Source organism: Marinifilum breve (genome assembly GCF_003202155.1).
In the GTDB taxonomy this organism is placed as follows: Bacteria; Bacteroidota; Bacteroidia; order Bacteroidales; family Marinifilaceae; genus Marinifilum; species Marinifilum breve.
Window position 1 is genome coordinate 825,178 of the sequence record NZ_QFLI01000001.1, and the last position, 16,007, is coordinate 841,184.

General features: G+C 37.9%; 16 protein-coding genes. 1 reads left to right on the plus strand and 15 read right to left on the minus strand.

Annotated elements, in window-relative coordinates:
- Nucleotides 1-54: 54 nt before the first annotated feature.
- Complete coding sequence (locus DF185_RS03390; protein ID WP_165835925.1) at nucleotides 55-2,859, minus strand: LuxR C-terminal-related transcriptional regulator; 2,805 nt, start codon at nucleotides 2,857-2,859, stop codon at nucleotides 55-57.
- Between the two features lie 850 nt (nucleotides 2,860-3,709).
- On the opposite strand from DF185_RS03390, the gene DF185_RS03395 reads away from it, so the two are divergent.
- Entirely contained in the window at nucleotides 3,710-4,408 is a 699-nt protein-coding gene (locus DF185_RS03395) for a DNA-binding domain-containing protein (RefSeq protein ID WP_110359298.1), read from the plus strand.
- A 254-nt stretch (nucleotides 4,409-4,662) separates the two neighbouring features.
- Here DF185_RS03395 and DF185_RS03400 read toward each other — a convergent pair whose 3' ends face one another.
- The 14 genes from DF185_RS03400 to DF185_RS03465 form a co-directional block, all read right to left on the minus strand.
- Nucleotides 4,663-4,938 carry a hypothetical protein gene (locus DF185_RS03400; RefSeq protein WP_110359299.1) on the minus strand — a complete coding sequence of 92 codons (276 nt, stop codon included), beginning with the start codon at nucleotides 4,936-4,938 and terminating at the stop codon, nucleotides 4,663-4,665.
- 129 nt (nucleotides 4,939-5,067) lie between these two features.
- Nucleotides 5,068-5,643: a hypothetical protein gene (locus DF185_RS03405; RefSeq protein WP_110359300.1), complete on the minus strand. Its 576-nt coding sequence runs from the start codon at nucleotides 5,641-5,643 to the stop codon at nucleotides 5,068-5,070.
- Nucleotides 5,644-5,868: 225 nt separating this feature from the next.
- Entirely contained in the window at nucleotides 5,869-6,543 is a 675-nt protein-coding gene (locus DF185_RS03410) for a hypothetical protein (protein ID WP_110359301.1), read from the minus strand.
- Nucleotides 6,544-6,696: 153 nt separating this feature from the next.
- The gene (locus DF185_RS03415) at nucleotides 6,697-7,953 is read right to left on the minus strand and encodes a S41 family peptidase (protein WP_133249940.1); all 1,257 of its coding nucleotides are present in this window, start codon (nucleotides 7,951-7,953) and stop codon (nucleotides 6,697-6,699) included.
- A 259-nt stretch (nucleotides 7,954-8,212) separates the two neighbouring features.
- Entirely contained in the window at nucleotides 8,213-8,500 is a 288-nt protein-coding gene (locus DF185_RS03420; RefSeq protein WP_110359303.1) for a putative quinol monooxygenase, read from the minus strand.
- 93 nt (nucleotides 8,501-8,593) lie between these two features.
- Nucleotides 8,594-9,706, minus strand: coding sequence for an NADH:flavin oxidoreductase (locus DF185_RS03425; protein ID WP_110359304.1), 1,113 nt, complete (start codon nucleotides 9,704-9,706; stop codon nucleotides 8,594-8,596).
- 28 nt (nucleotides 9,707-9,734) lie between these two features.
- Complete coding sequence (locus DF185_RS03430; RefSeq protein WP_110359305.1) at nucleotides 9,735-10,400, minus strand: peroxiredoxin-like family protein; 666 nt, start codon at nucleotides 10,398-10,400, stop codon at nucleotides 9,735-9,737.
- Nucleotides 10,401-10,418: 18 nt separating this feature from the next.
- Complete coding sequence (locus tag DF185_RS03435) at nucleotides 10,419-11,480, minus strand: NADH:flavin oxidoreductase (protein ID WP_110359306.1); 1,062 nt, start codon at nucleotides 11,478-11,480, stop codon at nucleotides 10,419-10,421.
- Between the two features lie 3 nt (nucleotides 11,481-11,483).
- On the minus strand, nucleotides 11,484-12,116 hold the full coding sequence (locus tag DF185_RS03440; protein ID WP_110359307.1) for a flavodoxin family protein: 633 nt from the start codon (nucleotides 12,114-12,116) through the stop codon (nucleotides 11,484-11,486).
- Nucleotides 12,117-12,120: 4 nt separating this feature from the next.
- Nucleotides 12,121-12,516 (minus strand): DoxX family protein, encoded by a 396-nt coding sequence (locus DF185_RS03445; RefSeq protein ID WP_110359308.1) that lies wholly within the window; start codon nucleotides 12,514-12,516, stop codon nucleotides 12,121-12,123.
- 1 nt (nucleotide 12,517) lies between these two features.
- The gene (locus DF185_RS03450; RefSeq protein ID WP_110359309.1) at nucleotides 12,518-13,129 is read right to left on the minus strand and encodes a VOC family protein; all 612 of its coding nucleotides are present in this window, start codon (nucleotides 13,127-13,129) and stop codon (nucleotides 12,518-12,520) included.
- A 334-nt stretch (nucleotides 13,130-13,463) separates the two neighbouring features.
- Nucleotides 13,464-14,465, minus strand: coding sequence for an alpha/beta fold hydrolase (locus DF185_RS03455; RefSeq protein ID WP_110359310.1), 1,002 nt, complete (start codon nucleotides 14,463-14,465; stop codon nucleotides 13,464-13,466).
- A 70-nt stretch (nucleotides 14,466-14,535) separates the two neighbouring features.
- Nucleotides 14,536-15,168, minus strand: coding sequence for a nuclear transport factor 2 family protein (locus DF185_RS03460; protein WP_207784562.1), 633 nt, complete (start codon nucleotides 15,166-15,168; stop codon nucleotides 14,536-14,538).
- Between the two features lie 15 nt (nucleotides 15,169-15,183).
- The gene (locus tag DF185_RS03465) at nucleotides 15,184-16,002 is read right to left on the minus strand and encodes a putative quinol monooxygenase (RefSeq protein WP_165835926.1); all 819 of its coding nucleotides are present in this window, start codon (nucleotides 16,000-16,002) and stop codon (nucleotides 15,184-15,186) included.
- Nucleotides 16,003-16,007 lie beyond the last annotated feature (5 nt).

A 16,007-nucleotide genomic window follows, 5' to 3' on the forward strand; every position in this document is an offset into this window, starting at 1 on the left:
CTATATACATCTTGTAAATCATTCACCCCTTGACTAGCATAAAGTTCATCCCCCCTAAAACTGAATCATAAACTCATTTAAATTATCACTCGATGAGAAATCCAATTTCTTTCTCAAGCGATATCGATGCACCTCAACACTTCGAGGTGAAATATTCAACAAAGGTGCAATCTCTTTGGTGGTTAGGTTCATTTTTAAATAGGCACACAATCGCAAATCTTTTGGTGTAAGATCCGGATAATTCATTTTCAGACGATTGAAGAAATCAACGTGTGCCCTGTCGAAATGCTTCTCAAAAATCTCCCAATCATCTTGGTTATCAATATTTTTATCAATTAGTTTTACTACCCTTTCCAGATATTTGGCAGGATATCTTTGTTTTAGTTCCTCTTTTTGCTTGAGAATTTCCTCCTTGATATCCAATAAAACAGCATTTTTTCTGATAATAGACATGGTAGAGTTTGCCAATTCACTGCTTTTGTGAGAAAGTTCATTTCGAAGATTCTCATTTCGCAGCTTAATCATTTTTTGATCGGCTTTTAATCGTTCTTCCTCCTGTTTTTCTATTAAAACCCGCTGCTGTTCTTTCTGATATATTGCTCTCTGCTTTCGGTAATACCTTCGAATTCCCAGTGGAACAAAAACAACCAAAATTAAACCTATCAGGGCAAAGGCAAAAAAGGCCCAGTTCGTTGCATACCAAGGTGGTTTAATCTCAAAAGGATAAGACACAACCGGCAACGGATAGCCAAATTCATCCTGTCCTTTTAGCTTGAAGATATAATTCCCCCAAGGCAATCTTGAATACTGCTTTTCACTCCTGTCACTTGGCAGGGACCAATCTGTATCCAATCCTTCCAATTTGGTTTGAAAATGAATGGTTTTACCCGGCGAAACCAAGCTTGAATATCTAAAATGTATGGAATTGCCATTGTATGGAATCCCAATTTCAGCCCCTTCCAAATGAAGAGGTAAATGTTCTTCTCCTCTGGCTTGAGAGTTACTAAGTATCTCGCTGAAAAATATATGTTTTTGGGAATTGTCCTGTATTATAGAATCTCCTTTAAACACGGCATACCCATTATCCAAACAAATTAAGGTTTCATTAGTTTTCAACAGAACAATGTTTTCATTGTCCTCTACCAATCGATGGTTGCTTTCGGTAAGCAGAAACTCAACCTTCTTTGTAAATCCATCTTTCTCTTTAGCAAACAAGGCTAGTTTAGGAGGCTTTACAAACCAATATCCATTATTGTTTCCTTTAATGATTCTGTGGGAGGAAGTAAACTCACCTAAACTTTGATTCAATTTTTGGTAAGGGAGTATGGTATCTTTTAAATCATCGTAGGTATAAATTCCATTTTTCGATGTAAATACAATCCGGTTGTAAAATTCGAAAACATGAAATCCAAAATCGGAAGGCAATCCTTTATTCTTCCCATACTTTTGTACGATAAGCGGTTGACGAAAATCTTCACCAAAGCGCATTTTATAGATCTCCTTCTTGTGGGAATGATTCACCCATATGTTCCCGAACGGATCGACAGAAATAAATCGTGAAGGTTCCTGAAAACCTCTCAGCCTTCTAAAAAAGGACCACATTCCTTTTTCATTTTTCTTAAATAGCACCAAATTGGTGTATGTGCTTTGAATTAACAACTCGGTATTATTGGTCTCCAGCTTCTGAAAGTTATAAGCCCCACCAATTCTTGAGATTCGAATTAATTTGTTCCCCTCTATTCGAAAAGTTCCATTGTTGTGCCCGCAAAGCAACTGTCCATCTATCTCCTGAAGCGACCATACATGTCCGCTGCTTTCCGGAAGCAGCGTAAAATCTTTTAAACTCAGCCTTGTTACATCCTTACCGCCCCCCTTACATCTATAAACACCTTGATTGGTTCCCAGGTAGAAATCATTTTTATAAAGTACAGCAGCATTCACAACTCCTATATCGGCCTTTCTTTCCGTGATAAAGTGCAGAGGATAATTGAAATCTATACATGAAATGCCTTTGTTTAAAGCCAACCATAAGCGTCCTTGATCATCCAAACTCATTCCCAAAACCGTATTGTTCTGCAAATAATTTTGGGTATTTAAGTGAGCTAACACTTCACCATTCTCATTAATTACATATACCCCATCCTGAATGGTACCAATGTAATAGTTCGTTCCATCATAAACCCCACGGTTAATCTCCTTTCCTGCCAGACTATCCTGAGCAGGACAGTTCCAATTTTGAAACTTCCCATCTTTCCAAAGAGTTAATCCCTGCTTTATTGATCCCAACAAATAAGCATCATCCTTATAAGGAAGAAATACACGGGTAAAAGCTTTGTTTAGTATCTCACTCCCTGGGATTTCGTGAAGTTTTCCGCCCGAAAATTCAACCAGATTGTTCCTGGTTACCTGGGCAATGGTTTTGTTTCGTGCTTTAAGCAGAAATATAATCGGATTATCAAGCTTTTGAACGGTTAGCTTCGTGCCGTCAAAAGTAAATACTACAGAAAAAGACTGGAAGTGAATTTTCCCATCTTCATCTTCAATAATTTTCCAAATATCTTCGTTGTGCAATTCAAAATCAACCAGAGAATTACTTAAGGAGGTATAATGCAACTGTCCTAAATTGTCTTCCTCCCAATATCCAAACTCCTCGTAAGCTCCTACATAAATTCGCTGATTATTTGTTACCAGAACTGAGCGAACCTTTGTCTCGTTAGGCATTGGATAAAGATTCCAGTGTATGCCATCGAACTTTAACAATCCCGCATTATTCCCAATATACATTACTCCATTACTTGCCTGCGATACAGACCAGTTCTTGCTGTTGGCATTGTACTGCTCTTTGTTAAAATTGATCACATTCGCATACTGTAGGGCAAACAGTGAGTCAAACGATACAAAAAAAAACAGTAAGAGGGTCAACAGCTTCACAAAAAATTTTGATCGCAACAAATTCTCAAGCTTTGTGAACAGAGGCTTTTCCATAAAGAAATAATGTAGACAGGTTAGTGTAAATAAAAGTTTGAACAAGCTAAGATAGCCAGATTTCTCGGATAAAACCGATTCCATACAGTTTTCAACTGTAGTACAAAAATGAAAAACTTTTTATAAATCTTATTATGCAATTGTGGGCTTTCATTAATCTATAAATTGATACGATTTCCAATTGCTTTATTCGTTTTAATTGTTTCATATGCCATTAAAACAAAACAAGGCCAAAATCACCCATTAAACATAGATCGTTTCTTTAAGTATGTTAAACCCTGCTCTACTGATCGTTATTCGTGATTTTGCTCATAGGCTTACATTGAAAACACTACCCATTAGCAGTATTAAAAGAAAATAATCTGCATGTACAAATCCCAAATGATTACACAATCACCTTGATACGAATCATTTGCCATTCCCCACTAAAACAAACAAGCTGAAGTGTTAAATAAAGTTAAATTCATGAAGATTGAAAAACTTGACACACTTGACAGGTTGGATTGTCATAACATTTATTTAACTTGGATTGTTCTTTATGAACAGAAGACATAGATTGTCTTTTTTATAGTTAACGAGATACCCTGGATCTTTTAAATACAGGTGAAACTTTGGCGAGCCGATCCTGCAAACAAAAGTTCCGAGGGTATTCTCTAGTTTTAAACCATCGCAATTGTAACACAAATTACTTTAAAAAGCAATTGTGATAAAAACTTATCTTATCATGACAGTACGTTATGGATTAGGTTTGAATCATCTGACCGAAGACCCGGGTGATTACCTGGCGGTTGTTACAGAATGTACAACTTCCAATGCTAAAAAAATCATGGAACGCATGATGGGCAAGGGTTCTACCGTAACCAAAGCCGAAGGCTTATCGGTTATTGAAGAATTTGAATATGCCGTTGTGGAGGAAGTGAAGGAGGGAAATATTGTTTCCACTGATCTGTTTAGGATTAGTCCAAGCATTTCCGGAGTTTTTAAGGATGAGAATGATTCTTTCGATCCTTCTCGCCACAGCATTAAGCTGAACATCAGCCCGGGGCCTAGATTACAGGAAATCATCTCTAAAATTGAGTTGAAGAAGGTTGCAATAAGCACTGCTGAACCTGTGATTGAGAAATTCGTGGATTTAAAAGGCAAATCTGTGAACGAATCCTTCACTCCGGGACAGATGGCATCCATTCAAGGTTCATTTCTGAAGTTCGACGAAGAAGATACCAATCAGGGTGTATTCTTTATTGCTGCTGACGAGAGCGAAACCAGAGCAAGTGATTTCATTAAAAACAAACCATCTGAATTGATGTTTTTTGTTCCTGATGAATTAACAAGCGGAAAGTTTCAGTTGGAAGTAAGAACTATTCTTCACCATTCGAAAGTTTTGAAAAAAGCAAGATTATCGAATGATTTGAGTGCGAAGTAGTTCTTCTCAATTCAACTTTTTAGAATGCCTGGTATGCACCGGGCATTCTTTTTTACTACAAGCTAAACTTACCCAAACTTCTTGGGCAGTACTACCCAAACACCTTGGGCAGTACGAGTCAAACAACTTGGGCAGGCGAGTCAAACAGCTTGGGCAGTACTACCCAAACCTCTTGGGCGGGCGACTCAAGCAGCTTGAGTGTTTTTTGTTGTGGATTCTTTACATGTTGAGATAGCGAGATCTATTTTATTAATTTATAGAGCCATAGAATATCCTACAATTCCTAAGAAGAAGAGTACCACTAATATATGCCCAACAATTCCTACAACGGATTTAGCTGTTTTATTCTTTCTTATTTCAGGGATGCCTAATATTAGTCCGGCTATGCTGATCCCAAAAGCTATAGTGACACTCAAGGCAAGTGGAGTTGTGTTGTTTCCCAAGTGTAAATAGTCCCAAAATGTCGCAACTATAATTGTCAGAAGGATAATTAAAACACTAATTAGAAATAGGTTAAATGTTTTATTCATTTGGTTTTTAATATTTTACCACTGCTAGTGTGATTTGGCAGAAACTGTAATCAATTGCTGCCTTTATAATTTTTAATACTGGATTTGCGTGTTATTGCTTTCGCAAGACGCGAACTATAACTTTGCTCCTTAATTCCTATTCAAAATAAGTTTTACAAAAGCTTCTTTAAGAGATTTGGCAAAATACTCTTGTTTATCAACAATATCAAATGCTTTCCAAATCTCATTTTTCTTATTCAACACTAAATAAATATATCTATCCTCATACTCCCCTAAGTCAAGAAATTCCACTTCCACATTATTTTCCAAATTATGCCAACTAAAGCGTTTAATCTCATTGGTCCAATTGATTACAATTTCCTTTTCTGACCAGAGCTGTTTAAACTTCATCTTTCTTCCCTTCAAAAAGTTTGGATTTTCTAAGCAATAAGAAAAAAGGTCTTTTATTGATGTATTTAAGTCAATCTCAGCTAATAATCTAGAAACTTTCCAATGGGCAAACTCTATCTCATTGGTCACATCAGTTAGCAAATAACTTTTTAGTTTGTAATGTGCATCATTTGGGGAATAATCAAAACTTAAAAGAAAATAGTAATTCTCCTGTCCTATCACCTTTTCTAACTCAATTGTTTTATATATCCACTCTTCAAATTGCAGGAGTTCTAATTTGTCGTCCAAAAAGTTATTAACTTCTTCAAGTATCATTATTCTATGTCTAAGTTCAGATTATTTAAAATAGAAGTGACTATGAGTTGTAAATTGGAACTTTTAGCTCCCACTAGTGCGAGTTTGTAGCTTTTAGCTCGTACTCTGCTTTAGCAGAAATTGGAATCAATTGCCGTTTTCAAGGATTTTATTAATGTATTTGCATTCTTATTGCATGCGCAAGGCACGAGCTACAAGCTCGCGCCAGCTATGGGTTTTCGTGTTTTAAAATTCAGCATAAATAAAACTTCCAATCCTAGTAATAAGATCCTGCTTTGCTTTTACATAGTTTTCCAAAGATGATTGTTCTATTAACATCTTTCCTCCTTGTTCACCAAGAAGTTTCATTGTTGACTCATATAGGTCTTCATATGATTTCAAAAAATCCTCATTGTCAAATAAATCTTTAAATAAATATTCAAGCTGTAAAAAACTATCAAGCTCGTTGGCAATTATAATCCAAACAATAATATCCTTTTCTTCTTTTTCCTTATTCTTTTTAGAGATAAAAGCTTTCACTATACCCAATGTATCAGGCTCCATTATGGACATCCTATGCATATCAGATGCAAATAAATTTAACTTATCAACTAATTTATTTAAAGCATCTTGTCTCATTTGATTTAATGTAATTCGCTTTTGAGTCTCAATTGCTTTTTCAGCTTTTAAATCTTCATTCTTCCCTAGCATATAAGTCAAGAAAATAATCGCTGTCGTAGATAGTAGTGTAAATAGTGGATTTAGAATTCCTCCAATATAATCTCCAAACTCATTACGTTTTGAAAGCTCAGAATTATGGTTGAAAAAAAATAGTGTCAATACATAGACTCCAATAATTATCACCAAAACTATTAGTATCCAAATCACTATTTTTTTAGGTAAAATTGATTTACTTTTCATATAATATCATTTAACTGGTAATACTCAAGCATGAAACACAATCTATTAGTTAGCTTAATAAAGTTGTGTTTATTTTTCTTTTATTTCTTTGCTTTATCAGTTCCCGACTGACAGCTCGTACTCTGCTTTAGCAGAAATTGCAATTAATTGCTTTTATTGTTTCTTTATCCATTCCATAACAGGATCAAGGCCAATTTTATAATCTTTAAAACTTGGCTCCATATAATAATCGGGAGCAAGAGTTTTTACATCTTCATCTGATCTCTTAAAATATTTGCTAGAGTAATTCACTCTCAGTTTAGAATTGGGAAGTCGAAAACTCTTCACCTCTCCAAAATGATTCGGTTTTCCTCCTGTCTCTTCCCCTACAAAAGTTGCCTTTGTTAATCGTTTACAATCCATCGCATTCAAAATTGCTGAAGAAAAGGTAGTTCTACCCAAAACCACATATAGGTTTATTTCAGGATTTTTATCTAAGAACCTGGCAAGTTTTTCAATAAAGTAGGTTCCTTGTGAAGAGCTTCCTCCTCCATTAAACCTTATATCGAATACAATCTTCTGTATTGGTTTACTTTCTAGGGTTTCAAATACTTTGTCTTCAAATTCTTTAAATGATGGTAGCTTATTGGCATTTTTACCATTTCTATACTTTAATTCAAGCTCTTTGCTCCAGCACTTATTGTACTGCAGATAATAAATATTGTCGCTGGCTTGATAGTTATCTACAAAAAAGACTCTTTCATTTTTGAAACAAAATGGCAATGAGTTAGGCAAGAACATTTTTCTGTTCTGCCTATTCATCATGGCAGGTTTCATAATGTACTTTTTCGTATTCCCCTCTAAATCTTTAAGCCCAAGTTCTACCTTTTGTCCTTCTACAAATCCGAAGTAGTTTAAAACCTGAAGCAATGGAAAAAGCTTAGGAACTAAAAATTTTACCATTGCCTGATTGTCAACAGTAATTAATGTACTTAAACTATCTTGAATGGTTTTAATCGATGTGCCATTTACAGATAGTATTTGATGCCCCAGTATTTCACTGTTTTCTTTCGTGGTATGCAAAACAAAAAGTCCTTCCTTAAACCAATACAAATGCAATGGCAATACTTGCTCTTTGTCTATAATTTCACCATAATTGACTCTTGTATGCGAATCTCCAAAACTTGCTATTACCTGTTGTAAGTTTAATGCTATTCCAAAATCATCAAGATTGTCTTTATTGGATTTTACCTGATTGAGAGCTTTGTAGTAATCATCCTTACTCTTTTCAGTGAAAAAGTTATAATGCTTCTCGGATAGTTCTTTTGCAAGATAATCTATGTCACTATCCCAGTCTACTTTTTTAATGTTTTGTGAATTACAAAATTGGAACAATAATAATCCTAGAATTAGCAAGCTTAAGTTTTTCATTTGTGGTCGTTGTTTTATACTTGACTGAATAGCTTGAAACAATAGTCTTTCTATTTGTTTCTTAGCCTTCATTTGAACTATCAAAATTACTAAAACATTTTACATATAAGATAAAACCCTTGCTTTTTCTGTTAAATATCCTAGAACAAACAATGCCGATTCTGATTTTCAGAATCGGCATTGTTCTATTTTATTAGACTCTCTGTATTTGTGTATGATTTGCCGGAGATCTTCTCCTGCAACAAGCATTTGATTGGGCTTAGGCCACCCGATGACAAATATTTACTTCACTCTCTTTATCCATACATGCCAGCATTTGTGGCACAATCCGATAGAAATGCTCCGAGCTACAGTGTGCATCAAAGTCTTCTTTGCTTTCCCATTGCTCCAAAACAATCAAAACAGAAGGATTATCCTTGTCCTGATACATCTCATAAAGAATGTATCCTTTCTCCTTTTTTGTTGGTTCTACCATTTCCTTGAACACGGAAATCAAGTCTTCAATTTTATCTTCTTTGGCAAATAGTTTTGATACTGCTTCTATCATTTCTTTTTATTAATTTCTGCTCCACGCAGAGAGTGCAAAGATTCAATTGAGTGATCTTTGCAGATTTTGCGTGGAAGTATTTTTATAGATTTATTAGGCTTTAGCCACTGCCTCTTTTCGTCGATCCAGAATGCAAACATTCCCCTCGGGTGCCCAGCATTTGGCACAGGAAACACAACGGGGATTGTACTCAGGATTTTGTCTCCATTTATTAGGAAGATCTGGCTCTGAATGCAAAGTACGCGACAACGAAATATAGCTGATATTGCTGTCGTTCAGAATTTGTTCCATCAGCTCCATATTGCGGTGTCCTCCCACTGATATTACCGGGATGCTTAAGTCAGCAGCAATTTTTTTGCTTTCCTCAAAGAAATACGCTTGTTTTTCCCTTTTATGGATCCTGGTTCTTATTGCCCCTTTATCGGAAACAACCGGATTTCCACCACTAAACTCAATGGCATCAATCCCTCTTTTTTCCAATTCCTTAGCCACCCAAAGACTTTCTTCAATGCTTAATCCATTCTCAGCCCAGTCATCAGTGCTATGCATTTTTATCAATACAGGATAATCAGGACCTACCTCCTTGCGCACCGCTTCGAGAGTTTCAAAAATGATACGGGCACGATTTTCAATGCATCCGCCATAAGAGTCCTCACGACGATTAAAATAAGGCGAAAGAAACTGACTATATAAATAAGAATGGGCCGCATGCAATTGCACCCCGTCAAAACCTGCCTCTTTCACACGTCTCGCACTTTGAGCATAAGCATCGATTACAGTTCTGATATCCTCCTGTGTCATCTCTTTGGGAGTGACTCCATAAGCTGGATTTTTTACTGCAGAAGGTCCCCAGATCATGCGATCTTCCGTTTTATAGCGTGTAGAAGATCCTCCGTAACAAACCTGCATAATCATTTTAGCTCCCAAGTCATGGATTCTTTGAACAAAAGGTCTGTACTCCTCAATAAAATCATCGGAGTAGATGCCCATCATGCCCCCATTGGGTTGTTCATCCTCAAGAATATGGGCATAACCAGTAATAATGGTACCAACGCCACCTCGGGCCAATTCCTCATAACGGGAAATCAGTTCCGGGCTTAGGTGTCCTTTTTCATCTGCCAAATTTAGCCATGTAGCCGATCGCCACAGGCGATTCTTCAGCTCCAGATTCCCCATTCGGGTCGGTTCAAAAATCTTCTTTTGCATATTCTAATTGATATTTAAGTCGATTCTCTTATTTCAAGTCTTTGAGAGCCTCCAAAATATCCTTTGGTTCGGCCCGCTTTGTATAATCCGCATTCAGATAGGCATACCTTACAATTCCAGATTGATCTATCAGGTAAGTAGCTGGAACAGGAAGTTCATCTGAATCAGTGTCATTGTAGGCTTCCAGATCTAAGTTGAAAGTATTCTTATAGAGATCACTGACCTCATCGTTCAATTTAAAAACAATTCCGTACGACTTGGCCACCTCATTGTTAAAGTCAGACAAAACTTCGAATTCCAATTCATTCTTTTCCTTTACACTTAAGGAGCCATCAGGTTTTTCAGGCGTTAGGGCCAGCATACTTGCACCCAATTCCTGAAAAGCAGGCAAACTGCGTTGTAGGTATTGCAATTGCATGTTGCAAAACGGACACCATCCACCGCGATACCAAGTCAGAACAACGGGGCCGTTTTTAAGCATATTGCTCAAGCTTACTTTCTCTCCCTGATGGTTGGTAAGGACAAAATCCGGTGCTTTGTGTCCCTCCTTGATTGCATTGGCAAGCAAATCGCTTTCGGCCAATGTAGAAATTCCCATTCCGATAATCTCCTTTACCTTGTCGGGAGCCGACTGAGAAAAATCATTCATGATCTTTTCCAACTCCTGATCCAATCGTTTTTCCTTGTTTTCCATTTTGTAATATTATTTAGTTTATGCTCTTTTCTTCTTGTTAAAAGCACATATGGCTCCATCCATATTAAAACAGGCATTGCACGAAACACACATGGCTTTAGAGGTGTCCCCATTTTTCCATCGTTTCACCAGCTGTGGTTCTCTTACCAAAGGTCTGGACAAAGAGACAGCCTCAACATTTTGTTCCTGAAGAGCTTCTTCAGCCACCTCAAGACTTCTGAATCCACCCACTACAATTACAGGAACAGATACAATTTTTGCAATTTCACTCGCATTTTCCTTGTGGTACGCCTCATTCTCCTGTTTAAAGATTTTGTTACGTGCAGGACCATACACCCCACCCGAAACGCCACCACTCACTTCAATGGCATCAATTCCTGCTTTATCAAGCATGATGGCAATTTGTTTGGCCTCAGTAAGGGTATTGGTATTTTCCTCGGCCATAAAATCAGAACTGTTGAGTTTTAGAAAAACCGGGTAATCAGTTCCACATTTGGCCTTGATGTTATTCAGGATCTCCACCACCACTCTGGCTCTCTTTTCAACACTCCCACCATATTCGTCATTCCGTCGGTTAAAGTAGGGGCTCAGAAATTTCGTGAGGAAGTAGCCATGTGCAGCATGTATCTGTATTCCGTCGAAACCTGCCTTTTTTGCTCTCAGGGCTGCATTCCCATACAGTTCCACAATCTCGGAAATATCCTCTTTGGTAATCAGCCGATCATCAAAACCATTGGTCACATCCACCACCTTTTCCCCTTTTCTAAGAATTCCGGAGTGGCTCAATTGAATGATCGTTTTCCCTCCATTGGAATGAATCTGATCCACAATCTCTTTATAACCTTCAATATACGAATCATTTCCGATCATCAGGTGTTTTGATTCCAAGGTATTCTCCCCTACACCAGTATCTTCAAAAATGATCAATCCAATTTCGCCTTCAGACAGTTCTTGATACACCTCCTTCACCCTAGGAGTAACATATCCTTTATCATCTGCCATAAAGGTGGCGGTGGCTGATCGCATAAGGCGATTTCTTAGCTCAATACCACCAATTGTTGTATTCTCAAATAAGTTCATATCTCAATTCTTCTCCTTTAATCGTTTTGCTATGGATTTCCCCAAGTCTTCTGCCTTTTGAACACATTCGCTATCCCTGTCGAAATAGTAATAAGGATCATCAGAAAGCTTGGCATCTTTCCCGTTGATGGCAAGAAATGCACTATATGCACATGTTTCGCCAAAACCACATTTGTAGCAAGAAGCATTTCCTCCTGTCTCCAGAGATCCTACCTCTTCCATTCGGAAGTTCTGTACAAATTCAGCCATATCCCTATAGGCCTCATGTGCCGTAGCGAGACCAGAGCTCAAAATGGCTACCGGCTTCCCTTTCGAAAGCATTTTTCGATGAAAGAGGGGAGAAAAACGCTCCATAAAATTCTTCATGATGGCATTTACCCCATTGTGACGCGTGATTCCTCCAAACACAACAGCATCGGCATCCATGAACTTCTTTAAAAGTTCATCCATATCATCACGAAATACACATTGATTGGTACTGGCACAAGCCACACAACCTGTGCAAAATTTAATCTGTTTCTTACTCAAGCGAATCAACTCATAATCATGTCCGCTTGATTCCATTACTTTGATCATGGCACTCTCCATTACACCTCCTTTGGTGGGACTACCACTAAATCCAATTATTTTTCCCATGTTTTTATTTTCTACCTTCAATTAATCTATCAAGGGAGTACCTTCCGCTTCCAGCGATAGCCAACACCACATAAGCTAATAAATACAGAACTGCCAATTCGCTCTTGGCCCAAGGATCATTTATATGAATCACAAATATGGCCACCAACATGGTAACAATTAGCGGAATAACAGAAAGTCGAACCTTGTATCCCAACAACACCAGCCAGGAAAAGATGACTTCTGCCACTACAGCAAGTCCCAGCGAAAAGCTGGCTCCAACACCCAATGGGTCAGGAAAACGAATCTCTCCTCCTCCAAACAGTAGCCCGGCCTTGGATAATCCATGTGGCAACATCAACAAAGCCAAACCAATTCTCAATACCAACAGTCCGTAGTCGTTTAAATATTCTTTCTTCATATCAATACAATTTCTTTGGGGTAAAAGCTCTCTTTGTAGTTGTTTTCTCGTAGGCTTGTCCATTTTCATAGGACACCAATTCCAATTGCATTCCCCATGGAGAAAGGAAGTACACCCAGCTAACACCTGCGTTTGGTCCCTCGGTCATGGTAATCGGTTCTCCCTGAACCTTTACGCCTTTTGATTTCAAATACTTAACCGCTTCGTCCATATTATCCACATAAAAAGCGATATGATGTCCACCCCAGTCGCTGTTCTTTGGCAGCCTTTTCACTTGGTCGGGCGACTCATATTCAAATATTTCCAAATTGGCTCCATTGGCACACTTCACAAATGCAGCCTTGGGAATTCTTGCTCTTGGGTGCACATTCAAATGCTCCTCCATCCAATTGTCATCCGATGCAAAGGGACCAATCTCAAACAAAACCTCAGCCCCGATCACATTCTCAAAGAAATCAACGGCTTCCTTCAGGTTGGGCACCGTAAATCCAATATGCTCGGCCCCACGGTTTCCGGGGATTCCTTTTGTTTTTACTTTTTCATCTCCACCCTGTGCTAAAGTACTTAGCGACAAAGCCAAAATCGCAACAATACTTAATACATTCTTTTTCATGATACATTTATTTATTATTAAGGGGCAGTTCAGGATTTGATCGTTTCTACCACTCTCATCCACCACAATCAAGACAAAAGATCCTGCTTTCCCAACTCGCTTACATTAGTACAATATTAGGAAGAAAGAAGGCATAGACAGGTGCATTTAATGAGGGTCTTGGTGCACTTTCAGGAACTCCTGACAACTGCAATTTTCAGATATTGATTCGGCAAAAACAATGACCAAATCATTTTCAAAACAAAAGGGACAAGTCCCAAAAGAACTCATCCCTCCCAACAAACTACAATTCATTCCTGAAACAAATACAAATGGCCGTATTAGCTATTTCTCATTACTTGCTCAAAAATGGCACAACTTCCATCTTAACCTGCTTGTGGTCGTAGAAAGGAAGGGCATGTCCATTTTCTGTATCCAACACCTTTAATTTACTTTTCAGAGATTTTGCAATTGCAATTGAATTTAACGGATTCACTGTGTGATCCTGTTTATTCACAACAACCAATAAATCGGCCTTTACAACATCATCAATATTATCAATGCTTCGGTTTGCACTTTTATAGATATCGTGAGAAATCATGGCTTTCAATTGAACCAGATAATTGGCATGATGAAACATTTTAGCATACTGTTCCTTCATATACTCTTCAGCATTCTCAGGCTTTACATTCTTGTGAAAGAAATCTGGCGTATATAAATTCATGGTAAATAAGTCGTAAACCCGTTTCATGGCAAATTCTAACTTACGCTTATTTTTTCCGGCATTTTCGATCAAATCAGCCTGCGTTTGCCAAAACAGAATATCATAAAACGACTGTCTGGGCGTACCAATAATCGCAACCGCCTTATCCATAAAATCAGGATAGGCTACCAGCCATTCATAGGTCTGCATTCCCCCCATTGAGATTCCCATAACAGCGTGCAAATGATCTATTCCCAAATGTTTAGTCAGCAATTCATACTGCGAATTTACCATATCGCGTATGGTGATTTGAGGAAATTTACCAGTATTCGAAGGAGAAGATGAAACGCCGTTTCCAAGAGCATCTACAACAATAACATATAAGCCCGTGGTATCGATGGTATTATTCAGAATTCCCCATTGTAAAATCTGCTCACTCGTACCGGTAAACCATGTTGGCCATAAAACAGCATTACTTTTCTCAGCATTCAACTTCCCTACTGTTCTGTAAGCAATTTTTGTGTCTTTTATAATCTCTCCCTTGCTGGTCTCAAAATCTCCCAAATTGGCAAACTTCAAACCCGACTGGGCAAAACTGCTGTTCGCCCAAAGCATCACAAAGAGAAGAAGAATCGTTTTAACGGATAAGTTCATTATTCTAACATTTAAAAATTTAACTACATGGATGAAAAAGGAGGAGGATATCCTCCTCTCTTCCTAACAATTACTTTGTTCCTTTTAGATAATTGTAACTATCATCTTTCATGTCACCTCTGTGAGGTCTGTATTTATTATCGAATTTATCACTCCAAAGCGCTGTTGCTTTCTGGTTCTGATTCCAATCAAATACGGTTGAACGATGCATGATTCTCCACTCGTCGTTACGTTTTTCCAAATTAAAATGGTGACGACCTCCCAAAATTCCTTCATGGTCCACTCCATTCTCATCGGTATGCACATGGTAAGCCCATACGTAAGTCTCTGCATTGGCTTTGTCGCCATCCAGCTCAATTAAAATATTGCTGATTCTGTGCTGGGTTATTTTTAGTTTTTCAAATCCTTTCATGGCTTCGGGAACGAATTTCCATGCATTGTCATTCCAGAAAAAATGCTCAGGGAAAATCGGATCCTGATGCTCCTCAATCCCTTCAGGCCAGTAGGTTGACTTCATCAATTCCGCATCCATTCTGTCCAGAGAACGTGCATGACGATACATTAACTGTTCAATCTCTTGTCTGTCCCAAACTTGTTGTAATTTCTTAGTATCCATACTTTCAGTATTTTTTGTTGTACATGATTGTAATGAGCTCACTCCGATCAGAAGAGCTACAAATGCCAGCTTAACTACTTTCTTCATTTTAATTATATTTTATTACTTGTTCCAATTCCCTGCAGGTTTCAATACACTAAAAGTTCTAGGGCTGCTAATCATATCAGGAAGCTGCTTTTCATATTCATCGCGATAAGCTTTCCCCGCTAACTGATTTTTCATGAAAGTCTCCATACTTGGCTCACTCCAACGTTCGTACAAGGTAAACTTGTTTGCGTTATTTGCATCCTGGTGAAGAAATGCAGCCACGAAAGTATCTTCCACCGTCATGCTATTTAGTACATGCAAGGCCGCTTTCTTCCACTCTTCCACCTTTTCAGGTTTGATGTGGAAATTCACGTAAAAAGCCAAGTCATTATCCGAAGGTTCAATCTCCTTGCTGATCCATTGGTTCATTGGTGCCAGTACCGAAATATCTCTTGTTGTGGCACTCCACTCTTCAATATGATCTTCATAATACTTTCGGTATTCTTTTCCTTTTAACTGCTTGCTGATAAAGTCCTCCATACTGGCTTCCCTCCAGCGCTCATAAATGGTGAACTTGTTTGGATCATTGGAATCCTGATGTAAAAAAGTGCTCACAAAAGTCTCCTCCTTCGCCATCTCGTTCACCAGCTCCAACAAACTCTCTTTAAAATCGCCAACGAATTCAGGCTTTAAATGAAATTGCACATAGAAAACCAAATCGTCTGGATTTGCTATTTTTGCTCTTACATTTTCCATACTTACTCCTTCTTCTAAATTATTTACTTCTCTTTTATTACTCTTTGAATCATTTTTCCCGTTCATAGCCTGGGAATAGAAAGGCAGTGAAATTGCCATCAGCATCACCATCCCCCAAAAACACCTTACTGCTTTCATATTCA